We start from the raw sequence: 13,504 nt of genomic DNA, 5'->3' as shown, positions 1-13,504 counted from the left end.
AGCCATTTCCGGAAGGTTATAATCGCTCATGTTATAGATGACATATTCCCAAAAGATGGCGTCACGGGCTTGGGCGTTGTTCCACTGAAAACCGCGCTGTTCGACGCGTATTCCGATGCCGCCCCACGGCAAACCGACCTGAACGCTCATGCGCGGATCGAGGTCGCCGATGTAATGGCCGGGACGCGGATAATAGCGGACCTTGGCTTCTTCGACCAGGTATTCCTGATCCTGGGCATCATTGGCGACAAAAAAGCATTCCTCATCGGCGCGGAAAACATTAGCGCCGAAACGGCCGTTCCACTGGCCTTTCCACTTGCCGTTGAACCCGTCCGCCGGCCAGGGTTTGGTCGGCCACGAGCGGGGTTTGCTCATCATCGCCGGCGGTTCGTCGGGCAATTCCCAGTTGGCATATTCGCCGGTCACATTGCCGCGTGTAGGATACAGGTTCCACTCGACTTGGCCGGTCGGATCGGTATCCTGCTCCTCACGGTAGCTGGTCTGCAAATAATAAAGACGATGCAGTTGGCCGTTGTTGACCATATCGTCATAGATTTGCCGCATTTCGTTGAGGTAAACCTCATCGAACGGCGTCGAGTCGACCGTATTGGGGTCGCCGTCGCTGTAAATATAGACGCGGGCACCGATCAGCAGACCGATGCCGTCGTTCATCTTCGAACCGCGAAAGTCGTTCGGCCATTTGGTGGCATAGGGGTCGGTACCGGTACCCCAATCTGACAATTCGGTGGTGTTGCGGAATTGGCAGCGGACGGCGTTGCCTTCCATCCAGCCGATTTTTTCTGCTGCGACGTCGCCGGCGCTGTCCTGCGGACCTTCGTACGGCTTTTTCTGCGCGAGCACGGAAACCGTCAGCAGAAGAACCGCCAGCAGCGTTCCGACCTTGTTTCCTTGTTTCAGCATGTTCTCATTAACCTCCATGTTAGTAGAGAAGAACCTTGACGCGTCGAATCAACTAAAAGGAAACGCCGATGCCGAACTTGACCATGCGCGGCGCACCGTACATCGAGGGATTGTGCATATTATCCTCGATGGTGTTGAAATCGCTGCGATGGTTTTCACGTTCGGACGGCAGGATGATGTTGGTATAGGCGCGTCCGGTGCGGCCGTAAACGCCGTATTCGTTCAAATTATCGAGCAGGTTATAGACATAGAGCTCGAATTTGACCGCCGTGCCGCCGCTCAAAGGCAGACGATAGTAGCTGTACAGATCGATCGAATAGGTCGACGGCTTTTTGGCGTTGTTCGGATAGAGCAGAACGCCGGAAAGCGGTGATTCCGGCAACGGCTCCAATGTATAAGGCGTGCCGGAGCCGTAACGCCCAGTCGCCGAAATGCTCCATTGCTTGGTCGTATAGCCGACGCTGGCATTGAGGGTGTGGCGTTGATCCCAGCTCATCGGAATCAGGCGCGGAATGGGATCCATATTGTTGCCCAAGCGGCTGAAAGTGGTCGTCGGATTATCGGCATTGCCGCGCGTGTACTGCAGCGTGTAGGTGGTATTGATGTAGAAATTGCCGACCATCCAATCATAAGTAACTTCCAGTCCTTTGGCATTGCCGTAATCAAGGTTGGTGTACAAGCCGTAGATCTGCTGGTTGTAAGTATAGACGACGTCCATACTCAGCAGATCATAGATGTCGCGATAGAACAGAGCGACTTCGATGCCCATGTCCTTGGCCAATTCCTGCCACAAACCGATTTCGTACTGCACGGTTTTTTGCGCGCGCAGCTGCGGGTTGCCCTGCTGGGTGCCGAAATTTTGCGGGCTGATGAGCAAGGCGTTGTTCTGATAAAAGTTTTCATACGGCGGCCGTTGGAAGAAATGGCCGTAGCTGAAGCGCAGCAGCGCCGCTTTGCCGAGCTGATAAGAAAGACCCAACCGCGGGCTCAATTGCGACTTGGGATCGGCCGGAGCGTAGTCGGTCTGCGGGATGCCCTCGCCCTTGATCAGGTTGACCGGGTTGCGGCGATCGGTCGGATAGGTGGTTTTGGGATCGAAATAGTCATATCTCAAGCCCACATTAATGACCATTTCGTTGAATTCCATCTTGTCCTGGATGTACGCCGCAAAGTCGATCGGTTTTTTATGATAAATGTCGGAAGACAAGGACGAGTCGCCCATCACCCACGGACGGTACTTGTCGGCGTTTGCCGGATCGTACAACTGATACCAGTTAAGAATGGTGCGATTCCAGACGCTGACGTCGACGTTGACCCAGTCAAAGCCGGTTTTGATCGAATGGTTCTTGTGCACCTGCCAGGTCAGATCCCCCTTGATTTGCATTTCTTTGGTGTCCCGCAGATAATGGCCGCGGTCCTGACCGCCGAAGGCGAAACCGGGGCCGGTGCCGTTGTCGTAGCGGTCGTGAATGTAGCGGGGATCAAAAGGATTCTCGAACAAGTAAGAAGAGTTATGTCCGTCGCTGTATTTTCCCTTCAACTCGTAGAACAAATTGGAGGAAAGCATGTGGTTTAGAGTAAGGGCAAACATGTGGGTATAACCGCGCCCAACGCTGCGGCCGTCGGGTTTGTACTTGTTGTAATGGCTGTAACCCTGGCCTTCGCCCTGGTTGTAAATGTATAACCCTTGAACCTTAAAGTTGCGTGAGGCATTCCAAGTCAGTTTTCCGGTGACGTTATGGCTGATTCCCCAGGACATCGGCACATAGGCGCTGTCGCCGCTGCGTTGAGAATACCACTGATTGCGATTGTCGGTATTGAAAAAGCTGATGTCGTCCGGTAGGAAATATCGAATGCCGTTGTATTGATCCTTGTTGTTTTCATGACGATAATCAAAGAAGAAAAAGAGCTTGTCGCGCACCAGCGGTCCGCTGAGTTGGGCTTTATAGTCCTGACGGCGTGTAATTTCCGTGGGTTTTAGACCGATAAAAACGTCCGTATGGGAAGTCAAATAGTTGCCTAAAAACGCCGAGGCGCTGCCGTGAAAGGCATTCGAACCGCTCTTGGAAATAGCGTTGACGATGCCGCTCATGGCGCGACCGTATTCGGCATTGAACGTACCTTTAATGACCTCCACTTCCTCTACGGCATCGGCTTGAAGGTTGACGGATTGACCGGAGCTGGAAAGCGCATCGGTCACCTGCAGGCCGTCGATCAAATAGTTAACCTCGTTATAACGACCGCCGCGGAAATGGCCGGCCACGACACCCGCCTGCAGGCTGACTACGGCTCCGACGGATTCGACCGGCAGAATATCGATCGTTTCCGAACTTACGTTGCGCACTGAGCTGGTCTGGTCTTTTTTCTGGGCGATTTTAGATGCCTCGACGACCACTTCTCTGCCTTCGATCACTGATTGGCGCAGGCGGAAGTTGATCTCCGTGGTCCGGTTTACATTGACCTGAACCTGCTTGCGCAGCTCGGTGTCATAACCCATAAAAGAAGCGCGGACGTCGTAAACGCCCGGCGGCACGTTGAGAATGTAAAAGTCGCCTTCCAACGAAGCCGCCGCTCCCATCGTGGTTCCGACGATCGTCACGTTGGCGCCCGGCAGAGGTTCGCCGGTCTGCGCATCTACTACTGTGCCTGAAATCTTGCCTGATTGTGACCAAGCAGATGCCGTAAAGCCAATCATGACGGCAAGAATCACCACAAAGCCGGAAAAAAGTTTTTGCTTCATCATGTTTTTCCCTTTGTTTCCTTTAACTGCTTTCTTTGAGGGCTGCGTAAATTAAAGAATGAGTAATCGGATCCGGCAACTCGATCAAATTTATCAAGTCGCCTTTTCCCATTTTTGCTCATCCGCTTTTCGACGCGATCTTTCTTAAAATCCAACGGCAAGATGCGGAACTTTTTTCGCACCTATCCGTTTTCTTTTTCGCCATGGAAGGATCGCGCTTTTCGGTCACCTCCTTTCACTATTTTTCTGTACAGTTGGTATTCTCTAAAAAAACAATTTCTTCTGCAGATGTTGCGAGCATAAAAGGATTGTCTGTTAAGTGCCTTTAATGTCACTGCACTTTTGCGAGGTTCTTTTCGGAACTGCGCTTTGCGTCTCAACCGCTTAAGGCCGAAAAGACGTTTTGCGCCTTTTTATTTAGTAAATGATTTTACAAAAAAAGCAAAAGAGACGCAAGCGAAAAGTTAGGGCTTTTTGTATAAAAAAAAGAACCCGCCTATAATTATAGCAAGCGGGTTCGCAAAAAAGAGGGGGGGTACAAAACCGCTTTATTTTACTAGTATCATCTTTTTAGCCGGCAATTGCTGATCGTTGAATTTTAACAAATAGAAATAGACGCCGGCAGCAACGTGTGAACCCTGGGTATTCTCTCCATTCCAGATTACCCGATGCATTCCCGCCGTCTGTATTCCCGAAACTAGAGTGCAAACTTTTTGTCCCTGCATGTTATATATTTCCAGCGTTGTTTCCCCGGCGCTCGGCAGGGTGTAGACGATTTCAGTGGTCGGATTGAAGGGATTGGGATAGTTTTGCCGCAATTCGATCTGTTGCGGCAAAGCGTCCACCGGTGAGGCTTCAACGGACGAGATTGTGTTGGAAACGCCGCGCGTCGAGGGTTTGAAGCGTCGCCAAGTGCTGCCGCCGTCTGGAAAGCGCCCTTCGCTGTAATCCGGATCCTGCGGACCGAAATCATAAAAATCGAGTCCCGTGACGCTGTCGGCGGCGGTAAACATAATCACATCACCGCCGCCGGTTGCCAGATTGAATTTCAAGGCGTCTTCCCAAATGACCAGGAACTGCTTCGGCTGCAGAATGGTGTCTTTTGGGAACTGCCATTTGGTGTTGTTCAAGCGCTCATCGGATAAAAAGCATCCCGACAGGTCGAACGGCTTGTCGCTGCGGTTGTAGATCTCGATCCAATCGTCAGGGCCGCCGAATGCGCTGGTGGTCTGGAATTCATTGATGCAGACCGGCGAAAAATAGTCGCTTGTCGAATTGTCCGCGCGGGGAGTCGGGGTTTTGAGATAATCGGGAGCCGTGGCGTTTAACGTCTTGAAACCCATCGAAACGTCGGCGCTCATGCGGCCGAATTTCCAGCCGTGGATCAAAACATTGCCGTGGTCTATCGTTTCAAAGATTGCGATGGATTCGCCTTCGGAGCTCAGCTGAAAATTGGTATGCAGCGCTCCCTGATCCGGGCTGTTATCCGCCCACAGGAGAACATAGGTTTTGGGCGGCAGATTTAAGTTTGGCAGCCGAAATGTACGCGGCGAGTTGAGCCGATCGCTGACAAACATACCGGCAAGGTTTACGCTTGTATTCCCGGCATTATAGATCTCGAACCAATCATCGTATTCACCCCGCTCGTCGGCAATGGTCTTGCTGTTCACTGCCATGACTTCAGTAATGCGCAGATCCGGCGGGGTGTAGCCGACGGTATAAGCATGATAATCGCTCGGCGCGTTGTTCGGCCAAAGATCAATTTGCCCTGCATTATCCTGGGCAACGGCATAGTACTTGACCAACGCACCGTTCGGCTGCGGCGGAATGACGGCCGTAAACAGCGAGTCTCCGGCCACAGCGTCGCCGTTCGTGCCGTTATCGACCATCGGAATGGGCTTATAGCCGGAGCCGGTATTGACCATAAGCTCGACTTTTGCGAGGCCTTCGCGATCATATGCCTTCACCGTCACTTTGACTGCATCGCCGCTTTTCGGCAAAGGGATGTCGCGGCTGCCGTCTTTACAAACCGGCTTGACGTTGGTCGTGAAAACGCTGTTCACCTTACCCGGGGTACCGCGGTCAACCTTGCTCGGGTCCCAGTTTTCCGGCAGGCTGTTGTCGAAGGCAGGATTCAACAGCTCAAGGGAGGGGCCGTTACCGTCGGGTCTGGCCGGCCAATCACCGCCGTCCGAATAAGCCACAATATCGTGCAGCACGCCGTTTTTGAACAGTCGAACGGTGTCGCCATTGTTACCCAATGACCAGCCTGTTCCGTTTGGATCAAAGGCGTTCGCATTGATGTTTTTAACGTCAGGGTAAACAGCGGAAAATTTATTCTTATCGCCGACGATCACCAGGTAGGCGTTTGGCGCCAACGTTCCGGTCAGACGGCACGGCGTATGCGCATCATCGTCATCCAACAGAGTCCATCCGTCGAGGTTGATGGTTTTGCCGGAAACATTGACGATTTCGACGAATTCCACATCATCGCCGGGACTATTATACATGATTTCATTAATGACCAATTCATCTTGGGCATTGATCGCAACTGCTGCAAGCAGTATCGCCGCCGTTATTTGCTTCATATTGCCTTTCTCTCCTTGCCTGCTGCTCTGAAAACCGTTTGGTTTTTTATCTTAATAAGTTCTTAAAATTAGCAATAAATTCAAATACAATTGTTGCGCAAAATTGTGAGATTTTGTCAACTATCGCACTCGCTGCAAACTACGGCTTTAGTTATTCCCCTGAAAATTAATATTTGCACTTTAGCGCAAAATATTTTGTTTTTCGCGATAAAGAACGGTCAACCGGAGCGGCAGCGATTCTGCCTTTGCGTCTGCCTCCAGCGTCATAGTTTTTCAGTCTTGAAAAATCTTTGAAAGCCCCAGCTTTAGCTCAAAACCATTTTTCTCGCCCTTGATTCGGTTCTCGAGCATGTCATTTTTAGCAAAAGAAATGTGAATCCAAGGAATGAAACGGCGGCAGCTGCAAACCTGAATCTGGGCACCAACGGCCCCGCCCGGATTTTGTTCGGAAAACGTCCAAAAGCCGAAAGGAGCAAGCTGTAAATTCGCTCCGATCGGAATAGAGTAAGACTCTATTCCGAGGCGCAAGTTGTGGAAAGAATTGCGGCTGCCTGCCGGCTTTCCGAGGCTTAAAATCGCCCGACGACTGAAAACTTGAAACGGAAATTCTGCCTGATAGAAACCACCGTTAGAGGAAAGATAATATCCGACATGAAATTGCAGCGGCAACCTAATGCCGCGCTGGTCGCCGTAAAGAGCGAAACGGGTGAGGGCATAAAGGCTTTCCCAGGTTTTGGCGCTCAATAAATCCGCCGCCAGGTTTTGCCGCAACAGCTCGGCATTGGTTACCGTTATACCTTTATTGAGCATGGCCAATCGATAGAGATTGACGTCGTCGTACAGGTTGGGCGCTTCAAGATAGATTCGTTGTGAAAGCTGCGCAAGCGACTGGCCTGAGGCAAACGGTCTCTCCTCAGATCCGGCAGTCAACAAATAGGCGACGTCGCGAAATTTTGTTAAAAGATAGCCGGCGGCACTATAGTAACCACTTTTCTCGTCCAGCTCGCGGCGCCACAGGGTCCGGGCGTTCCATTCATCCTGGTTCAAACCGGCAGTGACGGCAAAAAGCAGTTGATCGTCGTCATATTTTCGCAAGTCGTTCGGCTGCTTTTCCCATCTGGGGTAATAGAAAATCGGAAGGTAAGAGCTGGTCCAGCGACTAAAATTAGGTTTTCCGCTTAGTTTGAACTCGTTTGCTTGATAAATATACTCGTGCGCGATTTCGTGCGAGTAATAGCGAAGCATGGAATTAGACCACAAGGATGCGCCGAGTAAAAAAAGTCGCGGTCCTAAGGACGGGCTTAGTTTCAGCCTTTCGTCCGCTATTTTCCACGCTCGGGAAAAGCCGTAATTGAGCGCCTCCCATAGGTGCGCGTTGGCCTCAAAAGAACCGCGCGGGTCTCTCAGCTCGACTGTAACGGTATGCTTTTCAAATGGAGTCGCCGCCGCCTGACCGATCAGCCAGGACAGCAGGACGATCACTGCACGAGACGGGATCACAATTTTTCTGTTATCGGACTACCGATTCCGAATGCGTATTTCGGATTGTAGACCTGCTTCCTTTTGCTGGTTCCGGATAATCATTCTCAATTATTTTTCTGCATCAGCCTGCCGTCAAAATCCGGCCCGTCTTCCGGCATGACCGGAAACCATACCGGTTTTCGGTCCCGCATGCTGCGGTAAACGGCCGTAAAAATTTCCACGGTTTTCCGGCCTTCCTCTGCCGGTACCATCGGGGGACGATCATTCAGAACGGCTTGGCAAAAATCCTCGATCTGCAGAGCATGAAAATATATAGTTGGATCGATTTTCGCAAAAAAGGATTCATCTTCTTTTTTCCAAACGGCCTGTAGAGATTCCTCACCGGGAATCGTCCACAGATCGTTGTAAGGCGCTTCGATGGAGGCCGGTATGCCGGCGATGAACATGGCGCCGCCGTCCGTTTGCGCGCCGATCGCAGCGCCGTTTCTGCCGAAAATATGCACCCGCCCGTGAAGAGCCGGATTCTGCGCGTTACTGACCACGATGCTGCCGAGGCCGCCGTTGGCAAACTGAAGCACGGCAACCGCCGTGTCTTCGACCTCAATGTAAGGATGGTTAAGGTTTGCCCAAAGTCCGTAAACCTCCTGGATCGGTCCCATCAGCCACTGCAGAATGTCCAATTGATGCGGCGTTTGGTTGACCAGCACGCCGCCGCCTTCATCTTTCCAGGTTCCCCGCCACGAATCCGCGGCGTAGTAGCGCTCATCCCGCCAACCGAGCACGGTCACTATGCCGAGCACCGGCTCGCCGATCTTGCCCTCGTCGATGGCGCGACGCATGCGCTGCACCGGCGGGTAAAGACGCCTCTGACTGATCATGCCGAGCTTTTTGCCTAACTCTCGAGCGACGGTAATCATGCGGTCACAATCCTGCAGCGAGGACGCCAGAGGCTTTTCGACCAGGACATGGGCGCCTGCACGCATAGCCGCAATCGAGACGTCGGCGTGCGTGGGATGCGTGGTGCATACCGTCACCACGTCGATTTTTTCGCGCGCGATCATTTCTTCGAGATCGCGGTAAGGAGTGACGCCGTACTCTTTTGCAAAGGCCTCGGCCCGTTCGAACGTTCGGTTCCAGGCGGCGACAAAACGTGAGGAAGGCGCCTGCCTCAGGGCTTTGGCATGATGATGGGCGACTTTGCCGGTGCCGATAATGGCGGTTCGGAGAGTTTTCATTTTCTTCATCTATGGGAATAAAACAACCTTCAGCAATCCCGGCTCTTTACGATGGAGCCGTTCGAACCAAGCCGCGCCTTCGGCAAGCGGTGCGCAAACAGAGATCAAACGATCGGCCAAGAGGTCGCCGGAAGCGAGCTTGGCAAGAACGGCAGGGTATTCGCCGGCTATAGCGCAGCTTCCCTGCAGCCTCAGTTCCTGCGTTACTACCGCCTGAAGAGGTAAATCGATCTTTTGCGCAAGATTTCCCACCAGGGTAATCGTTGCACCGCGCCGCACGCAGGCAACGGCGGTTTGAAAGGAAGAGGAAATGCCGACGGCCTCAAAAGCCGCATCGGCGCCTCGGCCTTCGGTTTGCGCACGGATGGACTCAAAGAGAGCCGGATCCTCGGCAAGAAAGGCCTGATCGGCGCCGAATTCGCGCGCGAGATGCAGGCGGGAAGCGTCGATGTCGACGGCCCAAATGGAGCCGCAGCCGCGCAGGCGCAAGGCACGAATTAAACAAAGGCCGATCACACCGGCGCCGACAACCACGACGGCCTCGCCGAGCTCCAGCGGCGTCAAACGAACGGCATGAAAGGCGACGGCAAACGGCTCGACCAGCGCCGCCTGTTCAAAAGAGACATTTTCCGGTAATCGATAGAGAATGTGCTGCGGGACGTTGAGCAGCTCGGCAAAAGCGCCGTTGCGGCGATACTCGGGCGTTGAGACGCCGAGCACGCGCCGACCGTCGCTCAAGTTGTACCGGCCGCGCCGCGTGTACCAGTCGTCGAGCCGATATACGGTCGAGTCGAACGTCACGCGCTCGCCGATCCGCCAATTGCGTACGTTTCGACCCACCGCGACAATGACGCCCGCCGCCTCATGTCCCATGATCAGCGGCGGAATGCGGCGACCGGTTGAGCCGTCCCAGCCGTGCACGTCGCTGCCGCAAATGCCGCAGGCCTTTATGCGCACCAATACCTCATCGTCGGCAGGCACCGGATCTTCGACATCCTGGTATACCAATTTGCGATAGTCTCTCAGAACGAGCGCCTTCAAGTCAAATCCGTATGCAGATGATTTGCAGGCAGTCGATACCTGTTTCTAAAAGGTCTTCGTTAAAAGAAGAGAATTCTCCAGTCGAAAAAAGCCTTTGTGAGAATTTTGATGGCTGCGCATCGATTTTTTGAATCGGTTTTTAAAATAATTTATCATCCGAAAAATTACAAGTAATAGAATATCAAAAACGAGTCAATAACATCGAGTTCCGGTTTAGTTTCGTTTGGGGATGAAATGGAAAAAGACTACATTAAAAGAGGCCGAAAAAAGAGATGGTAACGGTTGAGGCAAATTAAAACCCTCGCGACCCCTTTATGCTTTTAGGGAACTGCTTAAAGGTTAGTTCGCTTTCAAAACCGTGATGTCCATTTGGCAAAGGGATTCGTCTGCTGCTGCGATGCCGTTTTTGATACATGGGAAAACTATAGTGCCTTCATTAAACACACATTCGGCGGAGAGAAGGGGATATGGAGCGCGAAAACATCTTTGACCGCTTGATCGATCGGCGCGGAACCGCCTCGTTGAAATGGGAAAAGTATCCTTCGCAGGTTTTGCCGATGTGGGTAGCGGACATGGATTTTCCGTCCCCGCCGGCCGTCATTCAGGCACTAATCGAGCGCGCTCGACACGGCATTTACGGCTACACCTTGCCGCCGCGGGATCTGCCGGAAGTCGTCATGGCCTGGCTGCATCGCCGTTATGGATGGCAAATCGAGCCCGACTGGCTGGTCTGGCTGCCCGGATTGGTATGCGGCCTGAATATCGTCTGCCGCGCGGTCGGCAACGCCGGCGATGCCGTCATTACGCTGACGCCCATTTATCCGCCCTTTCTTTCGGCTCCGCAAAATCAGCAGCGGGTTCTCAGCACATGTCAGATGCACTCGACGAACGGCAAATCGTGCATCGATTTCTTTCAGTTCGAACGAATGTTGACGCCGAATACAAAGCTTTTTCTCTTCTGCAATCCCCATAATCCCACCGGCAGAGTTTTTAGCCGAGAAGAGTTGGAACGGACGGCGGAAGTTTGCCTGCGGCATAATCTGATCATTTGCAGTGATGAGGTTCATTGTGATTTGATCTTGGATGCAGACAAGCGCCATATCCCTCTGGCATCACTCGATCCGGAAATCGCCCGGCGAACCGTCACTCTCATGGCGCCGAGCAAGACTTTTAATCTGCCCGGGCTCGGACTCTCTTTTGCCGTTATATCCGATCTTGAATTGCGGCGGCAGTTCAAGCGCGCCATGGAGGGCATCGTGCCTTGGCCGAACCTGTTCGGCTATACGGCTGCTCTTGCTGCTTATCGCGATGGAGAAGAATGGCTGCGAGAGCTCCTGATTTATCTTCGCGGCAATCGGGACCTGCTTGTTCGCCGTATCAACGCCATGCCCGCGCTTTCCTGTTATTCGCCTGAAGCAACCTATTTGGCGTGGATCGATGCTCAAAACCTGCCTGTCGAGAATCCGCACGATTTTTTCCTCAGAGCGGGAGTGGGGCTTTCAGACGGCGTCGACTTTGGTGCGCCGCGTTTTCTGAGAATGAACTTTGGCTGTCCGCGAAAACGGCTCGAGGAGGCTCTGCAGATCATGGCCGCGGCTCTGAACGAATTACAATTCTGATATGGCGACGGATCTGCTTTTTCCCTTGCTTTTGCTTTTGCAGTCGATAAATTAATGTGACAGTTGTGTGTTCAAAACAGTTACAAAAGAGGCCAATTTTTTAAGGGGAGATGCATGAAAGCCAAAACCGTGTTTGTCTGTATGATCACCGCTCTGCTTGCGGGTCGGGGCGCTGCCGTCGATATGCATCTGATCCTCCGCGACGGCGCCGTAACGGCCGGTTGCCTCGACAGCATCCGATCGTTAACCTTCGTCACGGATCGCACTCACGCCTTGAGCATTCTCGATCGCAATGGTAAAATACGCGCGCACGAGCTGACTCGGATTGCCGCAATCGAATTTCACGAACCCGAAACAGTGGTCTTTTCTCAAGAACTTGAAAAACCCTCGGCTTCTATTCTCTATCAGAATTATCCCAATCCGTTCAATTCCTCAACGACCATTACTTTTACGCTCCCAAGAACGGAACGGATTGTGCTGTCGCTTTTTAATGTGCAGGGGAGACGCGTTGCTCGACTTGTCGACGGCTCATTTTCCGCAGGAACCCACGCCGTACATTGGGACGGCTGTGATGATAAAGGCCAACGGCTAAGCTCGGGTGTTTATTTCATTGAGTTGAAGAGCGGCTCTTTTATGCAATGCAGAAAATGTCTGTTGGTTGAATAAGCGGAGGCGGCTATGAAGCGGTTCCTTTTCTTTATCGGCCTGCCGTTTTTATTGTACGGCCAGATTCTTAAAATTCATACGCATGACGGTGCGGTCCACGAATATCAGATCGCGGAAATCGATTCGATTACTTTCGGCAGTCGCGCTGGAACGCTCAAATGGCTGGGGCATGCAAGCGTGAAAATCAAGTCCAATGAAGGGATCGTCATTTATATTGATCCTTTTGCCGGAACGGATTATAGCGAACCGGCGGATCTCATTCTGGTTACGCACGGCCATAATGACCATAATCAGGTACAGAAAGTCGCCAAAAAAGGGGATTGCCGAATTGTTTCCGCGCCCGGCGCGAATGTAGGCGGGGTCAAGATGGCGGCCGGCGACAGCACGGAGGTAAAAGGGATTAAAATTCGCGCCGTTGAAGCGTACAACAACAACCATCCGCGCGGCAGCGGGGTGGGGTTTGTTCTGGAGATCAACGGCATAAAGCTGTACCATGCCGGTGACACCGGAAAAATCCCCGAAATGGCCGCTTTGGCGGCTTTACATCTCGATTACGCCCTGCTGCCGATCGACGGCGTTTACAATATGAGCCCTGCCGAGGCAATGGCCGCGGCAGAGGTAATCCGGGCAAAGAGGGTTATTCCAATCCATGTTGCCCCTTCGAATGCAAGCGCGACAGAAAAGCAGAAAAATATCGACAAATTCACCCCGCTCAATAAATTGATTCTGAAAGAAGGCGACACGATTTACTTATAAGATGTCGAAAACCCGGCGGCGTTCAACGCCGCCGTTCTTTTCATGTGCAGACAAAAAGAATATTGTGTGTTTTGATGCCGACTCCCTCGCGTAAGATTGTTTTGTGACCATGGCTGTCTGATTTCGGCGGTATTAAGCTAAAGCCTGTTTCACTCGTAACAGCCGTCAAATCATATTAAAAATGTAATCAGGCTGTTTTAAGTAGGCGCTCAAATCGGTACCATGGCTGTATCGGTAATGTCGAACGGTCGAGTGCCGGATTCCTTGCGCCTCGAGGCAAAGTGCGCAGCTGATTTCTGCGCGCAACGGTCAAAGGAATGAGTAACACCTGCAATTTGGCTGTTCAAGGATGACTTGGCCGCAACCATGTTTGGAATGGGCATTCGGACACAACTTCTATAACCTGGTTGTGCTGGATGAGATAAATAGCTCTAATAACAGTGAAAGAGAGCGCAG

At 52.3% G+C, this 13,504-nt stretch carries 10 protein-coding genes; 3 read left to right on the top strand and 7 right to left on the bottom strand.

Annotation, left to right across the window (positions count from 1 at the left end; translation table 11 throughout):
- From ONB24_10645 to ONB24_10620, 6 genes are all read right to left on the bottom strand, one after another.
- Positions 1-921: hypothetical protein (locus ONB24_10645; protein ID MDZ7316572.1), on the bottom strand; the 921-nt coding region annotated here is incomplete at its 3' end.
- A 52-nt stretch (positions 922-973) separates the two neighbouring features.
- Entirely contained in the window at positions 974-3,664 is a 2,691-nt protein-coding gene (locus tag ONB24_10640; GenBank protein MDZ7316571.1) for a TonB-dependent receptor, read from the bottom strand.
- A gap of 545 nt (positions 3,665-4,209) precedes the next feature.
- Positions 4,210-6,249, bottom strand: coding sequence for a lamin tail domain-containing protein (locus ONB24_10635; protein ID MDZ7316570.1), 2,040 nt, complete (start codon positions 6,247-6,249; stop codon positions 4,210-4,212).
- A 273-nt stretch (positions 6,250-6,522) separates the two neighbouring features.
- Positions 6,523-7,749 (bottom strand): hypothetical protein, encoded by a 1,227-nt coding sequence (locus tag ONB24_10630; GenBank protein MDZ7316569.1) that lies wholly within the window; start codon positions 7,747-7,749, stop codon positions 6,523-6,525.
- Between the two features lie 86 nt (positions 7,750-7,835).
- Positions 7,836-8,966 carry a Gfo/Idh/MocA family oxidoreductase gene (locus tag ONB24_10625; GenBank protein ID MDZ7316568.1) on the bottom strand — a complete coding sequence of 377 codons (1,131 nt, stop codon included), beginning with the start codon at positions 8,964-8,966 and terminating at the stop codon, positions 7,836-7,838.
- 9 nt (positions 8,967-8,975) lie between these two features.
- Positions 8,976-10,007 carry a galactitol-1-phosphate 5-dehydrogenase gene (locus ONB24_10620; GenBank protein ID MDZ7316567.1) on the bottom strand — a complete coding sequence of 344 codons (1,032 nt, stop codon included), beginning with the start codon at positions 10,005-10,007 and terminating at the stop codon, positions 8,976-8,978.
- A 467-nt stretch (positions 10,008-10,474) separates the two neighbouring features.
- On the opposite strand from ONB24_10620, the gene ONB24_10615 reads away from it, so the two are divergent.
- From ONB24_10615 to ONB24_10605, 3 genes are all read left to right on the top strand, one after another.
- Positions 10,475-11,626: a PatB family C-S lyase gene (locus tag ONB24_10615; protein MDZ7316566.1), complete on the top strand. Its 1,152-nt coding sequence runs from the start codon at positions 10,475-10,477 to the stop codon at positions 11,624-11,626.
- 114 nt (positions 11,627-11,740) lie between these two features.
- Positions 11,741-12,292: a T9SS type A sorting domain-containing protein gene (locus ONB24_10610; GenBank protein ID MDZ7316565.1), complete on the top strand. Its 552-nt coding sequence runs from the start codon at positions 11,741-11,743 to the stop codon at positions 12,290-12,292.
- A gap of 12 nt (positions 12,293-12,304) precedes the next feature.
- On the top strand, positions 12,305-13,048 hold the full coding sequence (locus tag ONB24_10605; GenBank protein MDZ7316564.1) for an MBL fold metallo-hydrolase: 744 nt from the start codon (positions 12,305-12,307) through the stop codon (positions 13,046-13,048).
- Between the two features lie 209 nt (positions 13,049-13,257).
- Here ONB24_10605 and ONB24_10600 read toward each other — a convergent pair whose 3' ends face one another.
- Complete coding sequence (locus ONB24_10600) at positions 13,258-13,431, bottom strand: hypothetical protein (GenBank protein ID MDZ7316563.1); 174 nt, start codon at positions 13,429-13,431, stop codon at positions 13,258-13,260.
- Positions 13,432-13,504 lie beyond the last annotated feature (73 nt).

The sequence above is a fragment of the candidate division KSB1 bacterium genome, from assembly GCA_034505495.1.
Taxonomy (GTDB): Bacteria; Zhuqueibacterota; Zhuqueibacteria; order Residuimicrobiales; family Krinioviventaceae; genus Fontimicrobium_A.
Note: the sequence above shows the minus strand (reverse complement) of the source record. Positions and strands in the feature narration are given on the sequence as shown.